Consider the following 17,531-nt stretch of genomic DNA (forward strand, 5'->3'; position numbering starts at 1 on the left):
TACGAGTAGTATGAGTGTCACCTACAGATAGATAGCCTTCATCCCAAAGTGGGTGGTAAGGCAGGTCGTTCTCTTTGAGGTAATAGTGAACGTCTTTATTTGTCCAGTCGATTACAGGCAAGAACTTAAATACGCCATTTTGAATCGCTAAGATAGGAAGATTGGCTCGCGAACTTGACTGTTCACGGCGTAAACCAGAGAACCAAGTCCCTACCTTTAATTCGTTAAAGGCACGACGCATAGGTTCCACTTTGTTTATCTTGTTGTACTTCTCTATACCTTCAACACCTTGTTCCCACAATTTTCCGTAGCGAGCTTCCTGCCAGTTAGGACTGCTCTCTGCTCGGAAGATTTGTAGGTTGAGGTTAAGCTTTTCTGTCAATTCATCAATAAAGCGGTATGTTTCTGGAAACAAGTAACCAGTATCAGTCAATATCACTGGTACATCTGGCTTTACCTGTGAAACAAGATGAAGCATTACAGCGGCTTGGATTCCGAAACTGGATGAAACCACATAATTGCCTTCCAGATGCTCAATCGCCCAAGCCACTCTCTCTTGTGCTGTTAATGTTTCTAAGTAGCCATTCAGTTCCGCAAGGCGCAGCGACTGCTCCGCCTTGGTCATGGACAGTAACTCAGAAAGCTGTGGCTTCTTAGTTGCTGTAGTATCAGGCATGCAAATCCCTCTTGGATACAAAGACTTCTTCTATAATGCCCGCACGGATCGTGAAGTCACCGAAGCATTCGCCTTCGTTACGCTCTTTCGCCCAGCGACCGACTAACTGATCGATCTCTTCTAGGATTTGAGCGTCGGTAATGTTCTCTTTATACATCTTAGGAATACGAGTACCTGCACGGTTACCGCCTAAGTGTAAGTTATATCGACCCGGAGCTTTACCAACCAGACCGATTTCCGCAAGCATGGCGCGACCACATCCGTTAGGACAGCCTGTCACTCGTAAGATGATGTTTTCATCTTCTGGCAGACCGTGCTTTTCCAGAATGTCTTCTACGTCGGTGACAAACTCAGGAAGGAAACGTTCTGCTTCCGCCATCGCCAACGGACACGTTGGGAATGCCACACATGCCATGGAGCTTTTGCGCTGCTCACTCACGCTGTCGTCCATTAGACCGTGTTCACGAGCAATCTTTTCGATCTTCGCTTTCTGGCTCTTTGGAACACCAGCGACAATTAGGTTCTGGTTTGCGGTCATACGGAAATCGCCTTTGTGGATCTTCGCGATTTCTGCCATACCGGTTTTCAGTGGTTTACCTGGGTAGTCGAGTAGACGACCATTTTCAATAAAGATTGCCAGGTGGTATTTGCCATCTACACCTTCTGTCCAACCAATGCGATCGCCTCGGTCAGTGAATTCGTATGGACGACTCTCTTCAAACTTCACTCCAGCTCGTTTTTCAACTTCCGCTTTGAAAACATCAATACCTACACGATCAAGTGTGTACTTTGTTTTCGCATTCTTACGGTTAGAACGGTTACCCCAGTCTCGCTGAGTTGTCACTACTGCGGCAGCGACATCAAGCGTTTTGTCTAGGGAAACGAATCCGAAATCATCCGCACGACGTGCATAAGTAGAGGTGTCACCATGAGTCATAGCCAGACCACCACCCACAAGAACGTTAAAGCCTACTAACTGACCATCTTTTTCAATTGCTACGAAGTTTAGGTCGTTAGCATGCACATCGACGTCGTTTTGCGGTGGAATAACCACTGTTGTTTTGAACTTACGAGGCAGATAGTTGTTACCCAGAATCGGCTCTTCGTCTCGGTGCCCTTCAATTTTCTCGCCGTCTAGCCAGATCTCAGCATATGCTTTGGTCTTTGGCAGTAGGTGCTCAGAAATTTTGGTTGCCCAGTCGTAAGCCTGCTGGTGCAGTTCAGATTCTACAGGGTTGGACGTACACAATACGTTTCGGTTTACGTCACCCGCAGTCGCGATGGAGTCGATGCCGTATTTATGCAGAGTCTGGTGCATCAATTTGATGTTTGGCTTCAGTACACCGTGAAACTGGAAGGTTTGACGCGTTGTCAGACGAACACTTCCGTACATAGTGCTTTCATCAGCAAATCTGTCAATGGCAAGCCACTGTTCAGGCTTGATGATACCGCCAGGCATACGAGCACGTAACATCACATTATGCAAAGGTTCTAGCTTCTGCTTCGCACGCTCTGCACGAATATCGCGGTCATCCTGCTGATACATTCCGTGGAAACGGATAAGCTGGAAGTTGTCCGCAGTGAAGCCACCGGTTGTTTTGCCGCTAAGATCTTCGGTAATTGTACCTCGAAGGAAATCACTCTCACCCTTCAAGCGCTCGTTGTCAGATAATGGGCCAAGCTCCGTACCCAGTAGATTCTTATCGCTCATTAGTACACGTCCCTTTGATAACGTTTAGCTTTACGAAGATCGTTAACGAACTCTTCGGCTTTCTCTTGACTTAAACCGCCCTGATCTTGAGCCACTGTGATAAGTGCATCGTTCACATCTTTCGCCATGCGCGTTGCATCACCACATACGTAGATGTAGGCACCATCCTGAATCCATTGCCATACTTGCTCTGCATGCTCAAGGATTCGGTGTTGTACGTAGACTTTCTCTTGCTGGTCACGGCTGAATGCCACATCAAGCTGAGTCAAAATGCCCGACTTGAGGTATTTCTGCCATTCGACCTGGTATAAGAAATCCTGTGTGAATGTGCGATCACCAAAGAACAACCAGTTTTTACCTTCCGCATCACGGTTATCACGCTCTTGAATAAAGCTGCGGAAAGGCGCAATACCAGTACCTGGACCGATCATGATCACTGGTGTGTTGTCGTCTTGTGGTAGCTTAAAGTTGTTGTTGTTCTCAACAAACACTTTTACTTCACCGCCTTCTTCTAAGCGGTGAGAAAGGAAGCTGGAAGCTCCGCCGTAACGAGTCTCTTCACCAACATCGTATTCCACAACACCTACCGTCAGGTGTACTTCTTCATCTACCTCGCTTTGAGCAGATGCGATGGAGTACAAACGAGGTGTCAGACGACGCAAGATACCCACTAGCTCTTCCGCTGAAAGCTTAGTTTTCTTCTCACCAAGCACATCAACAACCTGAGTATTACCCGCGTATTCACGGAGCTTGTCTTTATCTGCAACCAGCTTTTCAAGCTTTTTACTGCCAGACAGTTCTGCGTATTTCGTAACTAGCTGAGGATTTGAAGTCGTGATTTCATACTTGCTGATTAGCGCCGTACGAATAGACAAGCTTTCGCCATCTACTTCTATTGTTTCAATGCCCGATAGCCCAGCTTTTTCAAGAATGGCATCGACCAGCTCAGCACTGTTTTCGTACCAGACACCTAATGCATCGCCAGGTTGGTAAGTAATACCAGACTCATCAAGATCGATTTCAATATGGCGAACGTCTTTACCGGAATCACGACCTGTAATCTTTTGGCTAGCCAAAAGCGTTGCTGTGTATGGCTTCTGTTTGGTGTACTGGCTGTGCGCAGCGGCTGGCTGACCCGCAGCATGAAGCTGAACCACTTCTGCTTCTGCACCTGAAGAAAGCATGTCTTTGGCTTTTTCTAATGCGCTCTTACGCCAATCTGCTGCTGGCTCTTCGTAGTCGACATCACAGTCCAGACGCTCGATAAACGACGTTGCACCTAACTTAGACAGATACTCATCGAAGTCTTTAGCGGTTTGACAGAAAAACTCGTAGCTTGAATCACCCAAACCAATCACACCATATTGCAGGTTAGGCAGTTTCGGTGCTTTTTTCGATTGAAGGAACTCATGAAGTTCCATCGCGTTATCTGGCGGCTCACCCTCGCCGTTTGTAGACGCTACCACGATAACGTGGGTTTCTTTTGCTAAGTTCTTACCTTTGTAATCACTTGCGTCGAATAGCTCTACTGCAATTCCTTCTGCTTGCGCTTCTTCTTTCAGCGCTTCAGCAACGCCTTTTGCGTTACCCGTTTGAGAGGCGAAAATGATGCTTAGTTTGCCCGCAGGTTTTGCGGCAACTGTTGCGGCGGCTTGATTAATTGGCGCTGCAGCACCAGCCGTCTGATTTTGACTTATACCCCAGAAATAACCACTTACCCACGCTAACTGCTGTGGAGATAGTTCAGAAATAGCTTGTTGTAATTGACCTATTTGCTGATCATTAAGTGGGCTTGCGAGGGCGGAAAGTTCCTTAAGTAACATGGTCACGACATCCCTATTCATTGCGTGATGATAGATTAACCACTCCCTCTAATAATAAAAAAGAATAGATGAGCATGTTTTATAACTTTTTGGAAGTAAGAAACGGGTCAGGAGGTAAGAGTTCAGTACTCTTCAATGCGAACTTGGCGAAATCCAACCGCCAAAGCAGACTTGGATGCTTTATCTAAGTCGATGTAATGACACTCTTCACCATGAGAATCTGTAAGGAGTATAAAGCCTCCCCGGGCGTGGCGAAATTCCACAATCCAGGTGCCTTCTTGAATGGAGGGTTCGATAATCGCTTCAACCAGCTGGTTATCTTGATACAGGCTTCGCAATTCAGAAATCGTCATCTGTCAATCCTTGCTAACAAGTATGTTATTAAGAATGACGGAAAACCATCGAATTGCAAATACAATGTTAATACAAATAACAAAAAGGCATACCAATCAATATCGATATGCCTTCTAGCTTCAGTATTATAGGTCGATTTTTAAAAGCCGACTTCCAGACCGACAAACGCACCGTGCGTTAGATAAGTGTCACTCGGACCTGAGAATAAATTGAAGCGATAGTCCATCACTCGGTAGCCGGCGCGAATAGCAACGTCTGCTTTATCAAGTTCGAATCTATATCGCATACCTGCGGTCACGTCGGCTGTTTTGTCGCCATCGCTGTTCCCGAAATCGAATTCACCAATAATATCTAAGTTGGTATCTGGAATTGTAATGGCGGCATTGGCATACCAGCTAAACAGCAATTTGCTGAAATCCTGAGTCGGGTCGACAGGGTTGGAGTAAACACCACTGGAATACTGAGACAACGTTAGACCCGCATCGAAATGCAGCAGTTCATGCTCAATCAGATCGTAATAAAAGGTGAAGTCCGTTTTATTGAAACTGATGTATTCCATCTCGACAGGGCTAAAACGAATACGGAAATCTGGCACGTAAGAGATGTCGTGTTTCAATGCTAATGAACCTGTGAACTGAGTATCTCTGTCACTGGACAGAATCACATCGGCATCATGCTTGTAATCTGTTTTTGCTACCCAGGCGTCTGCTATGGCTGTTACTTCAAAGCCAGACTCAGCAAAACTAGGGAACGTACATAAAGCTATAGAAGAGGAGAATAAAGCCGCAAAAACGCGATTTTTCATTGAAGGAAACCCCACCCGTAAAACGTGAACACAGTGGGGATACTATCATACTTGCACTGCACGAAAAGCCATCTTGTACAGCGCTAACCCAAAATTAACGTGGGCAGTAGACTTTATTTCGGAAGAACCACCAGGCAACCGCCAGAACGATCAACCAAGGCAGTAACTTAAATACCATGCCTACCATTCCGAGAACCAACATCACTGCGAACGCTACTGCACCCGCCGCAAAAATCGACACTAAGGTGACGCCGGTAAAAAACAACACACCCAGAAATACCAACACAAATAGCAGTTCAATCATTGTTTGCCTCTCTTTGCATTTCACTTTCAACTGTATGTTTTAGCTATTGCAGGAAGCAGACCAACTTTCAAAAAATGGCATTTTTTCTTTTTATAACAAGCAAATAAAAAGAAACCCTAAGGTTAAGCCTCAGGGTTTCAATTATTCTGTTTGGCAAAATACACCAACTGGTAGCGATTTTTACACACCCAGTTCTGATGGAATTTTCGCTAAAGCGGTTTCGACTACTTCTAAGCCAGCTCCTTTCTTGTGCGCGTTCTCACTGATGTATCGACGCCACTGCCGAGCACCCGGCATACTTTGGAACAGCCCTAGCATATGGCGAGTCATATGCCCCAGGTAAGTTCCTTTAGACAGCTCTTTCTCAATGTAAGGGTACATAGCGCGAACGATATCAGAGCGTTTTTTGATTGATTTATCTGATCCGAAAAGCTCTTGATCGACAGATGCCAGAATATAAGGGCTTTGATACGCTTCGCGGCCAATCATGACACCATCCAGATGCTGTAAATGCGCTTTGGCTTCTTCCAGAGTTTTAATACCACCGTTGATTGCAATGGTCAGGTTTGGAAAATCTTTCTTGATTTGATAAGCGCGAGGGTAATCCAGTGGCGGGATCTCTCGGTTTTCTTTTGGGCTAAGACCACTGAGCCAAGCTTTACGTGCATGAATCGTAAACTGCTCACAGCCACCCTTTTCAGACACTACAGAAACGAAATCCGTCAGAAACTCATAAGAATCCTGATCATCGATGCCGATACGTGTCTTTACAGTAACAGGCACATCCACCACTTCGCGCATCGCCGCAACGCATTCGGCGACTAAGTCTGGCTCTGCCATCAGGCAGGCACCGAAGCGACCGTTTTGAACACGGTCAGACGGGCAACCAACGTTCAGGTTAATCTCGTCATAACCACGATCCTGTGCCAGTTTGGCGCAAGTGGCTAAATCCGCTGGGTTAGAGCCACCAAGCTGCAACGCTACAGGGTGTTCTTCTTCGTTGTACGCCAAGAAATCGCCCTTACCATGAATGATCGCCCCCGTTGTAACCATCTCGGTATACAACAATGCATTATCAGACATTAAGCGGTGGAAGTAGCGACAGTGTCTATCAGTCCAGTCGAGCATGGGCGCAACACTGAAACGCTGCATTGGGAAATTGCTTGTATTCTCTGGCTTAGACACTGTTTTACCTCAATTTTTCTTGTCTCATTTTTGCGTCGAATCGCTTGGTTTTTCGTCGAATTCCGTACTATAGTACCCCTAGGAGTACCCCTCAAGGAGTAGGACAGTTGGCATCTTTTACTATAGAAAAGCGCACGTTAAAAAGTGGCGAATCCAGATTCAAAGTGACCATCTTCGTCAAAAAAGCGGACGGATTATACACCGTGAATCGAAAACTTTCAGAAAAAAGGAAATCGCTAGAACACACGGAAAGAACCGAGTTCAAGACATTGAAACTCAAGGGGTACTCAGAACAAAAGCAGTCCCCCTAGGGGTACTGTTAGACAAGTTCATGGATGACAGAGATCTCTGGGAACAAACCGGACGCACAAAGCAATACACGATCCGATTCTTACGTGATTGTGATATTGCCAAGGTTCAAAGCAACGAACTGAAATCCAGTGACCTCATAGAGCACTGTCGGATAAGAAAAACAGCTGGGGCAAAACCTGTCACTATTTACCATGATATTGCTTACCTGCGCTCAGTGATGAAGAAAGCAAAACCCGTCTTTGATATAGATGCCAACTTCCAAATCTTTGAAGAAGCAGTACCAGTACTCATTGATATGAAGTTAGTCGGTAAAAGTCAGAAAAGGACTCGCAGACCAACCTCAGAAGAAATTGAGCGATTAAAAGAAGCACTTCACGAACGCCAAAAGACCCACGCTAGTAAAATCCCATTTGTCGACATCTTAGAATTCAGCATCCTCACCTGCATGCGAATTGGCGAGGTATGCAAACTGCGCTGGGAAGACTTACACGAAGAGCATAAAACTGTGTTGGTTAGAGATAGAAAAGACCCACGCAAGAAAGAAGGCAATCATATGATCGTGCCACTGCTTGGTGAATCATTCGATATTGTCAAAAGGCAGCCTACTAACAACGCGCTGATTTTTCCGTACAACTCACGTAGCGCAACCGCTGGTTTTCAACGTGTTAGAAACTCACTTGGTATCGAGGATTTGCGCTATCACGATTTAAGGCGCGAGGGAGCGAGTAGATTATTTGAGAAAGGTTATTCTATAGAGGAAGTGGCTCAGGTTACCGGACATAGAAACTTGAATGTACTTTGGCAGGTTTATACCCACCTGTTTCCCCACAAACTGCATGAAAAGAGCTAATCCAAAACTAACATCGTGTAAAATACACAAAGTATTCACTGGCCTTGGAGCTGTTCAGAATGTCAACCTTAGTCTTAACATGCCCTCACTGTGAGGCAGAGAAGATGACCTTTAACTCGTTTTATGACCTAACGACTGCTAAACCATTTAATCCTGGTCTGTATCATCATTTGCTAGCAATGATCTGTAGCGGATGCCAACGAGGTATTATTGCAGAATTTCTATCAAGTAATGGTCAAGTCGATTTTCATGCAGATAAGTTTGGAAATCTAAAAGAATTCAGAGAGATACTAAATGGACACATTGATACATATCCTAAAGTAACGACTACCTCCCAGCTAGAGCATCTACCTGACAACATCAAAAATTTTTATGAACAAGCGTTAAAAAGCCACAAATCAGGCTTGTATGATGCGGCAGCAATTATGGCAAGAAAAACTCTTGAGGTAGCTACCAAAGAATTAAGCCCTGACCATAAAGACCTAACACTGTACAAGCGAATCGAGAAGCTATACGAAGAACACACAGTGACCAAAGTTCTTAAGGAGTGGGCTCATATCATCAGAGAAGAAGGCAATGGTGCAGCTCATGAAGAGGAACCAATTTCAGAGAATGAGTCCGAAGAGTTAACCTCTTTCACAACAATGTTTCTTAACTACACTTTTACTATGCCTGAAATGATTGAACTAAAAAAGCAGCAACCAAACTAGTAGCTAGTTGACACCCGAGTTAAAAACTTTATTATTCAGCTCGTAAGCCCCTCATTTTCTATGTGCGTAATGATGGACGGGTATTAAAAATTAATATTTCGTTTGTTTTAACATAGTAAATTAGGAGAGAAAGACATGAAGTATAATCGTGAACTGAAACTTGTTCTGCACGTGATGACGAGCATCATTCAATTAGCAAAACTAATTATGATGTTTTAATTTGTAGGATAGGGGCTTACACAAAAAAGGAGCCGTAAGGCTCCTTTTTTATTCCATCCAGCAGCAAGCGAGGGCAAGGAGGTTAGCCGTTAGCTTGTCCCTTACCCATGGCATGAGTAAACCGTCATTAACTGGCTTGCGTGTCAATTCACGCTCTATCATGCGTTTTTAAGCTGGCATTCCGCTCTGAGTGCAACTTAAGTTAAAGCTTGCCCACCTTTTCCACTAGCCTGTCGAGAATGTTTCGCGTGTTCTTGATGTTCTGCCAGAGCATAAACAAGATCAGCAATTCAGTGGGCTTGAGTCCCAAGTCCGAAATCACAGGTAACAAATCCGTCATATCACCATCCTTTTTGATTGCCGTTCAAGCCACACTTCAAAGGCTCGGCGCAACATGCGCCTAAACCCGAATGTGTCGATGTAAATCATGGCGAGCGCATACCAGTAGTATTCCGGTATATTTTCCAGTGCTTTGAACCCGGCATCCACGTAATGCACCCATTCAGGCACGAACGCCATCATGACGGGTAACGTGGTGATGATAAGCAAATACTCATCTTTCCAGCCGCGATTGGACAGGCTGATTTCGTCCAGCTTGGTGGCGTTGTTGTCACCCTGCTCTATTCGCTTGATGGTTGCCAGCGTTTTGGATTCTTCTATGCGGTCTTTTCGCTCCGCTGCTTTGTGTTTCGCGACTTGGTGATCGCGAAACAGGTTTACGAACGGGGAAAAGAGCGCGCCAATCAGTCCAGTCATAGCCACCCCTTTTACGTAAGTATTTCAGTGTGTACTCAGCCTGTAATGTTTAACACTTTTCCATATTTTTATTGCGGGATCGTGCAGAAATCTGGTAGAAAAGCCACCTTGAGTTACTTACCGCACGCATGCCAAATATGTGACACTTTGTTGCATGGTGCACATTTCCTAGATAGGTAAGTGATTTACAATCACAAAACGTTTTTCGCCATCCATTCATTGCTTGATTGGTCGACATCTTTTGCTTAGGGTTAAAAAAAACGCCCTTTACTGCCTAACTTGCTAGATAAATGGTATATTATTAATAATGTGCACCAAAATAGGTGAGCCAATTGGAGCTGTCGTTGCTAGAACAAATTGAAGGCATCTGCCAGAGCCGTGGTGTAAGGCTGACACCGCAGCGGAAAAGAGTGTTCGAACTTATCTACTCAAGCAAAAGTGCATCCAGCGCTTATGATTTGCTGGATAAGCTGAAAGTAAGTGAACCTCAGGCAAAACCACCAACGGTCTACAGGGCGTTGGATTTTTTATTGGAGCAAGGCTTCATCCACCGCGTCGAGTCCACGAACAGTTTTATTTCGTGTTGCTCGTTTGGTGCTCACAAACACTTCTCTCATCTTCTCATATGCGACAAGTGCGGGAATGTTTCCGAACATCAGGATGACCAACTGGTAGCCTTGTTGGCAAAAAACAGTGAAAAGCAGGGGTTTAACGTAACCAATCACGTTATTGAAACCCACGGTACTTGCAAAAGTTGTTTTTCAGACTTTACGGATAAATAAAAGATAGAACGTTATGCGCGCTGAATTTGTAAACCCGTTTTTAGCTTCATTAATGAATGTACTGAAAACTATGGCTTCTCTGGAGCTTAAGCCCCAGAAACCTCGTGTAAAGAAAGATGAAATTGCTCGTGGTGATGTGTCTGGTTTGATTGGTATGGTCGGTGACCAAACCCGTGGTTCAATGTCGATTACTTTTGATGAGTCTCTGGCTTTGGAAATCATGCAGAACATGCTGGGCGAGCGACCAAATGGTTTGAACGAAGAAGTGACCGATATGGTGGGTGAAATCACCAACATGGTAACTGGCGGTGCAAAGCGTATTCTTTCAGAAAGCGGCTTTGACTTCGATATGGCAACGCCAGTTGTGGTTTCAGGTAAAGGTCACACCATCCGTCATAAGTGTGAAGGCGCAATCATTATCATGCCTTTCTCTTCTGAATGGGGTAACGCATTCATCGAGATCTGTTTCGAATAAGACAGAGACTCATACGTAAAGGCTGTTGCATGGCAACGGCCTTTTTTGTTGCCTGAGATTTTGTTTTTAAACGCCTATAAAAAAAGGTCAGCACTTTTGCTGACCTTTGTATTTTTAACGGGATTAAACTTAAGCTTTAAATGCTTTGAATGCGTTAATCAAACCGTTGGTAGAACTGTCGTGAGATGCGATTTCTGAATCGTCTGCCAGTTCAGGCAAGATTTGGTTCGCTAGTTGCTTACCAAGCTCCACGCCCCACTGATCGAAGCTAAAGATATTCCAGATAACGCCTTGCACGAAGATTTTGTGCTCATACATGGCAATCAGGTTACCTAGCGTACGAGGGGTAATCTGCTTAACCAGAATCGAGTTGGTTGGGCGGTTACCTTCAAACACTTTAAATGGAACCAGAGACGCCACTTCTTCTTCGGTTTTACCCGCTTTTGCAAATTCTGCTTTTACTGTTTCTTCAGCTTTACCAAATGCCAGTGCTTCTGTTTGAGCAAAGAAGTTCGACATCAGTTTCTGGTGGTGGTCGCTTGCTGGGTTGTGGCTTAGCGCTGGAGCAATAAAGTCACAAGGGATCAGTTTGGTGCCCTGATGAATCAACTGATAGAAAGCATGCTGACCGTTAGTACCTGGCTCACCCCAGATGATTGGACCCGTTTGGTACGTCACTGCGTTACCATCGCGATCTACGTATTTGCCGTTCGATTCCATGTTGCCCTGCTGGAAGTAAGCAGCAAAGCGATGCATGTATTGATCGTAAGGCAAAATCGCTTCCGAATCCGCACCATGGAAGTTGTTGTACCAAACACCGATCAGCGCAAGAATCACTGGAATGTTGCTTTCCAGATCTGTGCTTGCGAAATGGTTATCCATCTCGTGCGCACCATCCAGTAACTCAACAAAGTTATCGTAACCAACAGACAGCGCTATCGACAAACCAATCGCAGACCACAATGAGTAGCGACCGCCAACCCAGTCCCAGAATTCGAACATGTTGTCTGTATCGATACCAAACTCTGACACTGCTGTCGCGTTAGTTGAAAGAGCGGCAAAGTGTTTCGCTACGTGTGCTTCGTCACTCGCTGCTTCAAGGAACCAGTCACGTGCTGTGTGAGCATTCGTCATGGTTTCTTGAGTAGTAAATGTCTTAGACGCAATCAGGTACAAAGTTGTTTCTGGGTTCACTTTTTTCAACGTTTCAACGATGTGCGTGCCGTCTACGTTAGAAACGAAGTGTAGGTTCAGGTGATTTTTGTATGGCGCCAGTGCTTCTGTCACCATGTAAGGACCTAAATCTGAACCACCGATGCCAATGTTAACGATGTCGGTAATGGCTTTACCTGTGAAGCCTTTCCATTCGCCATCAATCACGCGGTTGGTGAAAGATTGCATTTTCTCAAGCACTGCATTCACAGCGGGCATTACATCTTCGCCATCAACCAATACAGGTTTGTTGCTGCGGTTGCGCAAAGCCGTGTGCAGCACAGCACGATCTTCAGTCTGGTTGATCGCTTCACCATTGAACATTGCATCAATGGCGGTTTTTAATTCGGTTTCTTTCGCCAGAGCAAACAAGTGCTTAAGCGTTTCCTCGTTGACGAGGTTTTTAGAGTAGTCGACAAGGATATCCGACCCGAAACGTGTAGATAGTTTCTCGAAGCGTTGGGCATCTTCCGCAAACAGCGCTTTCAGATCCATGTCTTGTGCTGATTCGAAGTGCGCAGTCAGCGCATTCCAAGCTTGGGTCTTGGTAGGGTCAATGTTTTTTAACATGGTTACTTTTCCAATGTTCGTTCGATTGTGTTCTCTTCAGCCAGATAAATTTATATGATGCTGAGTGAATTCCAGATTAAGCGAAATAAAGAATCGTCTGTTTTGTGTTTGTTATATCCTATCGACACAAAACAACGTAATAAATTTTCAGATTCCGGATTATGGCTCAACCCGTTGTTACTGACATTGAGGTTTATCACGTAAACTCAATTGTACCTAATCGGAATCAACTATTAATGCGATTGTTTATAACAATTAGTGATTAGAAACAACAAGGCACAACCTATGTGGTATCAAACTACCTTTTCTCTCACCGCGAAACGCCGAGGCTTTCATCTTGTTACTGATGAAATTGAACAACATTTACCACAAATTCGTCAGTACTCGATAGGGCTTTTACATCTTTTCATACAACATACGTCTGCAAGCTTAACTTTGAATGAAAATGCAGATCCGACTGTTCGTGCCGATATGGAACAACACTTTAATAAATTTGTGCCAGAAAGAGCGCCATACTATCAGCACACCTATGAAGGGGATGACGATATGCCCGCGCATATTAAAGCTTCCACGCTAGGTTCAAGTGTCACCATTCCAATTACCGATGGAAGGTTAGCTGTGGGGACATGGCAGGGAATTTACATAGGCGAACACCGAGATCACGGCGGAGCGCGAAGAATCGTGGCAACTATCCAGGGTACGACTGAATAATTAGTCGTAAATACAAAATAAAACAGGCGCTTAGAGCGCCTGTTTTTTGATTCGAATTGACCGATTTAGAACGGCTGATTGATCATCACACGGAACATGTTTTCTTCATCACCGAATGCCATTTCAGTTCTGACTACAATGCCCTCGACCTGGAATCGAACGCCGCCACCCAAGTTGTATTTCATGTTGTTGTGAAGCTCTCGAAAGTCGAACTCATTGGCGACTCTACCCGCATCCACAAACGCTACCCACTGCCACCAAGGCACTTCGTACCAATTGAAAATTGGCCAGTTTTGAAGCGGCTGCCATTCCGGCATAACCCGGTATTCTAGGCTATAGTGTACGGCGCTACGACCATGATACCGATTGGCAGAGTAACCTCTTAGATGATACAAACCACCCAGTGAGACACCAGCATACCCCGGCGGGCGCTCACAAGTCCCAGAGCCACATAGACCCCAGGTTGGCGTATCTGCAACGTACATATCAAACGCCAGAACCTGTCGAGAAAACACGTCGTCCACTTTGCCTAAGCTAAAGAAATGGCTTTGTTCGACTTCAACTTTGGTCCACGGATTATCATTTCCTGAGTCCGGTGCGTGAGCCACATTGATTTTCAACTTCGCGCCCTGACTTGGGTTGCGGACGTCGTTGCGATTGTCCCACTCAAACCCTAGATTAATGCCCCATGTGGAATCCGGCGAAGTATCATTTGCAACACTCAGGCTGCGCTTGGAAAGGAAAGGTTCAATACGAACCATCGATATTCCGCTGGTCGCTGGCGACGCCCCCTGAATGCGCCTTTTAGGTTCGTAGGCGGCTCTCGCTCCTTTGAACGCTGCTGCCCCCCACGGAATGATATAGCGCATAGTGAAATGGTACTGCGCTTCGTCTGCGTCGGTCACTGTCTTTTGAGAAAACTGCGAGTCGTTACTTCCGGCAGTACCCAGATGATAAGGGAAATCAGAGTAGCTGGCATTGTATGCGTCAAAACCAAGCAGCCATGCCTTCCCTACCTGAAAGTTATTAAGCCCGATAAAAGTCATGTTACTGCCCTTATCGGAAATCAAACCCGCGCCAATTAAGCCCGTTTGAGGCTGACCTATACCTTTTAACAGACCCGCGACACCAATGGTGTTGCCCAGTGTACTGGATGAAAAAGCAAAAGGTACTGCTGCTGTGTCTGGCATCCAGGGAGGTAGCCATTCATAAGCGGATACACAGCTTGACAAACTAAGTGAGGAAATGAGTAAGGTCTTCAATATGTGTCTAGACATTATTTAATTGCTGCACTCCATGGCAACTCCAGAAATTAATTTGATCACAAATTCGTGCGTAATGGTACCAACATGATACGCCACTTTTTCAAATCACGTATCGCGACTCGGTTCGACTGAAAAGTCACGGCCAGTCTTAAACCAAGTTCTCGAGTAATTTTGTCGGAGACAGATGACACACCATAGAGTGACTATTAAACGCACCAGTCCAAGAGGATTTCGTCATAGAACAGTACTCCTGAAGGTACAGCCACCACACGCTCAGTGCTATTTGAGAGCTCAGAGTCTCCTTCAAGCCATTTGTCTCGGCCCAATTATACCCCCTCAATTGGGGGGGATGTAATACCGTCGCGCAGCGATAGTCTTTGTTGTGAGTATGTTTCAGCTATGTCGCATAACCAGAAAAATGCCACTAGTTGTCAGGCTCAACTTCAATACAAATAGACAAATACGTTTAAGGAAGAACCTATGAGTAAGAGAGTGGCAGCTACTCTGGCAACAAGTATGTTTGTGCTAGCCGGGTGCTTTGGCGGTGACAATAGTAGCAGTAGCAACAGTGATAATGGTGGTAAGGCTGCCTCGAGTAACCTGAGCGGACGCATTGCTGATGGTTACCTAGCAGGGGCAACCGTCTGCTTGGATACCAATCTGAATATGGTTTGTGACGTGGGCGAGCCTTCCGCAGTGTCAGATAGTGAAGGGAAGTATAACCTCAATATCTCCAATGAACAGGCGAGCGAGTACCCGGTCATCGCCATCGTGACCCCAAATGTAACGGATAAAGACACGAACAACTATGTTGCCAACGCTTACACTATGGTTTCACCTCCGAGTTATTCTCAATTTATTAGCCCAATTACGACATTGCTTGCCCTTTCCGCACAAGATTACTCCACCGATTCACTGGCAACCAGCGCTTCCATTCTTCGCACAAAATTAGGGGTATCTGACGAAGTCGATTTGTACAGTGACTTTATCGCTGCGCAAACAAACATTGGCAACAGCGACAGTTATAAGAAAGTACATAACGTCGCCCAGTTAGTGGCACGTAAGCTGGGGCAACACCTTACGAGCTTCAATAATGGCGACAACGAAGGAGAAATTGATAAAACGAAACTGGTTGTTGCGGTTGATTCCGTTAGTAAATCCGTTTCTGAGCTGGCTGAACTTGGTGAGCTAAGTGGTTTTAATGCTGATGCTATTGCACAATCCAAGTCTTCTGAATGGAATGATGATGTCAAAGACATTGTTCCTTCTGAGAAGTTTGTTCAAATCGAAAATGAAAGATCGCTTCCTAACGCGTTAAGTGGTGGCGTCTACCAGTTTATCGATACTGACGGCAACAAAACGGATTTCTTAACCATTAAGTTGAACGTGACAGACCAAGGCTACAACGACAGCAACGCCGTCGTTGTCACCAACACCAATGGGGATACATATACCTTTGAGTCCACAGACAGAAGCGATGTTGATCTCGACTTCGATGGTCAGGTCGCATTTGTGAAGACGTTAGCCGGAGACACTTTGGTCAGCGATACATACACTTTTTCATTGACCAAAGGAGAAGGTGACTCCCTTGAGTTATTTACAGATAGCTACGTACAACCCACGTTAGCCAGTTATAACAACAACCTACTCAGTGCCGGTATCTCTCGGGTTTATACGCCTTTCAATGAGACATTTCTCTCCTTTCCCGTAGAAGATGATGAGCTGTTCTACCAAGCCTTGTTATTGGATGCAGAAGACAATGTTATTTACACTGGACGAGTAGAACAAGGGAGAAGTGTTGTCTGGAATGATGACCTCGCTGAGGTACAAGCAGCCGCCAAACTGTTGGTAAAAGCGTCCGACGGCTCTAATCACCGTGATAGTCACTATACAAGAGAACTGTTTAAAACCGCGTTGACAGAACCGGAAGACACACCCTTCATAGGATTTGCACGTACGTATTTCCGCAATGCTTATGACGTTTCTTCAAGCAAGTCCAAGCAACGTTATGTTTTCCAGTTCAATGCTGAACCTGCCGCTGAGGAAAATGCGTCCACCTTGGTAAAAAAAGTCAATGCGTTCAAAATTGAGTACTTTAATCCTAATACATCGAGTTACGTAGAAGTACTCAGTGCAAATGTGCAGGATTCAATATTTGAAGGACTAGGGAAAAGCGCTGAAGCTGAGCAGAATGATTACGATTTGTGGTACCAGCTAGACAACGATGGATCTGTGATTTATTTGGATGCGTTTTTCCAAGGCGATACGTCTGCCGCTGAAATGGCAGTCGGTACGTACCGTTATTCTGTCACCGACACCAGCGGAAAAACATTCTACAGATATGACTACTATGGTGGGTTATCAGCAGGGTTTCCTGAATTAGTCGCAAGCAGTTTTAAAGCGAAGGAACTCAATGCTGACTGGTATCAATTGTCCATCGATTCGGCTGAAGGAGGTGACGGTTCGCTAGTGTACGAATTTCAGTTTAATGTCCTTTACCAAGGTGACAATGGAGAAGATCACAACTATCTGTTTGGTTTAGATAGACAACGAGAGCCCATCGCTTTAGTGAAGAAACAAACACTCGAAGATGCCATCTCAGAATTTGAAGAGAAACGAGGTGTAGAAGTGGATGAAATTTTGGTTGATGTCTCTATCTTCGACGGAACGAAATCTTACCAAATGGACAATAGGTTTGAACTAACCGACATTAACTTCGCTCAAGCTCTTGCGGCTGAGAATCAATAGCTAACAACGTCATTTTACTTATAGCTAATTCAAGGCAGGTGGACAACCTGCCTTGCTTTTTGG

General features: G+C 45.1%; 16 protein-coding genes and 1 pseudogene. 6 read left to right on the forward strand and 11 right to left on the reverse strand.

The window, feature by feature from the left end; translation table 11 throughout:
• The 7 genes from RH89_RS18225 to dusA form a co-directional block, all read right to left on the reverse strand.
• A partial coding sequence (locus RH89_RS18225; RefSeq protein ID WP_004405224.1) for a phosphoadenylyl-sulfate reductase occupies window positions 1-676 on the reverse strand: 676 nt, incomplete at its 3' end.
• Complete coding sequence (cysI, locus tag RH89_RS18230) at window positions 669-2,387, reverse strand: assimilatory sulfite reductase (NADPH) hemoprotein subunit (protein WP_004405225.1); 1,719 nt, start codon at window positions 2,385-2,387, stop codon at window positions 669-671. The genes cysI and RH89_RS18225, both read right to left, overlap by 8 nt.
• Window positions 2,387-4,210, reverse strand: a complete 1,824-nt coding sequence (locus RH89_RS18235) for an assimilatory sulfite reductase (NADPH) flavoprotein subunit (protein WP_004405227.1) — start codon at window positions 4,208-4,210, stop codon at window positions 2,387-2,389. The genes cysI and RH89_RS18235 overlap by 1 nt, the downstream gene beginning before the upstream one ends.
• Window positions 4,211-4,332: 122 nt before the next feature.
• Window positions 4,333-4,563 carry a hypothetical protein gene (locus RH89_RS18240; protein WP_004405228.1) on the reverse strand — a complete coding sequence of 77 codons (231 nt, stop codon included), beginning with the start codon at window positions 4,561-4,563 and terminating at the stop codon, window positions 4,333-4,335.
• A gap of 140 nt (window positions 4,564-4,703) precedes the next feature.
• On the reverse strand, window positions 4,704-5,369 hold the full coding sequence (locus RH89_RS18245) for a TIGR04219 family outer membrane beta-barrel protein (RefSeq protein WP_004405229.1): 666 nt from the start codon (window positions 5,367-5,369) through the stop codon (window positions 4,704-4,706).
• Window positions 5,370-5,463: 94 nt separating this feature from the next.
• Window positions 5,464-5,673 carry an envelope stress response protein PspG gene (gene pspG / locus RH89_RS18250; protein WP_004405230.1) on the reverse strand — a complete coding sequence of 70 codons (210 nt, stop codon included), beginning with the start codon at window positions 5,671-5,673 and terminating at the stop codon, window positions 5,464-5,466.
• A gap of 180 nt (window positions 5,674-5,853) precedes the next feature.
• Entirely contained in the window at window positions 5,854-6,858 is a 1,005-nt protein-coding gene (gene dusA / locus RH89_RS18255; protein WP_080564034.1) for a tRNA dihydrouridine(20/20a) synthase DusA, read from the reverse strand.
• 107 nt (window positions 6,859-6,965) lie between these two features.
• Here dusA and RH89_RS18260 point away from each other — a divergent pair.
• Window positions 6,966-8,020: pseudogene (locus tag RH89_RS18260) on the forward strand (site-specific integrase).
• Window positions 8,021-8,124: 104 nt separating this feature from the next.
• Window positions 8,125-8,730 (forward strand): DUF4145 domain-containing protein, encoded by a 606-nt coding sequence (locus RH89_RS28825; protein ID WP_004405234.1) that lies wholly within the window; start codon window positions 8,125-8,127, stop codon window positions 8,728-8,730.
• A 421-nt stretch (window positions 8,731-9,151) separates the two neighbouring features.
• On the opposite strand, the gene RH89_RS30120 is transcribed toward RH89_RS28825, so the two are convergent.
• Together RH89_RS30120 and RH89_RS18270 are read right to left on the reverse strand one after the other, a co-directional pair.
• Window positions 9,152-9,289: a hypothetical protein gene (locus tag RH89_RS30120; protein ID WP_004405236.1), complete on the reverse strand. Its 138-nt coding sequence runs from the start codon at window positions 9,287-9,289 to the stop codon at window positions 9,152-9,154.
• The gene (locus RH89_RS18270) at window positions 9,286-9,705 is read right to left on the reverse strand and encodes a hypothetical protein (protein WP_004405237.1); all 420 of its coding nucleotides are present in this window, start codon (window positions 9,703-9,705) and stop codon (window positions 9,286-9,288) included. Before RH89_RS18270 ends, RH89_RS30120 begins: the two co-directional genes overlap by 4 nt.
• Before the next feature lie 332 nt (window positions 9,706-10,037).
• On the opposite strand from RH89_RS18270, the gene zur reads away from it, so the two are divergent.
• A complete protein-coding gene (gene zur / locus RH89_RS18275) occupies window positions 10,038-10,487 on the forward strand; it encodes a zinc uptake transcriptional repressor Zur (protein WP_004405239.1) in 450 nt (149 codons plus the stop codon).
• A 13-nt stretch (window positions 10,488-10,500) separates the two neighbouring features.
• Window positions 10,501-10,962, forward strand: a complete 462-nt coding sequence (locus tag RH89_RS18280; protein ID WP_004405240.1) for a chemotaxis protein CheX — start codon at window positions 10,501-10,503, stop codon at window positions 10,960-10,962.
• A gap of 129 nt (window positions 10,963-11,091) precedes the next feature.
• On the opposite strand, the gene pgi is transcribed toward RH89_RS18280, so the two are convergent.
• A complete protein-coding gene (gene pgi / locus RH89_RS18285) occupies window positions 11,092-12,744 on the reverse strand; it encodes a glucose-6-phosphate isomerase (RefSeq protein ID WP_004405242.1) in 1,653 nt (550 codons plus the stop codon).
• 285 nt (window positions 12,745-13,029) lie between these two features.
• Here pgi and RH89_RS18290 point away from each other — a divergent pair, with 285 nt between their 5' ends.
• A complete protein-coding gene (locus RH89_RS18290) occupies window positions 13,030-13,455 on the forward strand; it encodes a secondary thiamine-phosphate synthase enzyme YjbQ (protein WP_004405243.1) in 426 nt (141 codons plus the stop codon).
• A 65-nt stretch (window positions 13,456-13,520) separates the two neighbouring features.
• Here the strand turns inward: RH89_RS18290 and RH89_RS18295 are convergent, their stop codons facing one another.
• On the reverse strand, window positions 13,521-14,732 hold the full coding sequence (locus tag RH89_RS18295) for a BamA/TamA family outer membrane protein (RefSeq protein ID WP_038146640.1): 1,212 nt from the start codon (window positions 14,730-14,732) through the stop codon (window positions 13,521-13,523).
• A 468-nt stretch (window positions 14,733-15,200) separates the two neighbouring features.
• Here RH89_RS18295 and RH89_RS18300 point away from each other — a divergent pair, with 468 nt between their 5' ends.
• Window positions 15,201-17,468, forward strand: coding sequence for a hypothetical protein (locus RH89_RS18300; RefSeq protein WP_004405246.1), 2,268 nt, complete (start codon window positions 15,201-15,203; stop codon window positions 17,466-17,468).
• The last annotated feature ends 63 nt before the right edge of the window (window positions 17,469-17,531 follow it).

It is taken from the genome of Vibrio nigripulchritudo ATCC 27043, assembly GCF_000222685.1.
GTDB lineage: Bacteria > Pseudomonadota > Gammaproteobacteria > Enterobacterales > Vibrionaceae > Vibrio > Vibrio nigripulchritudo.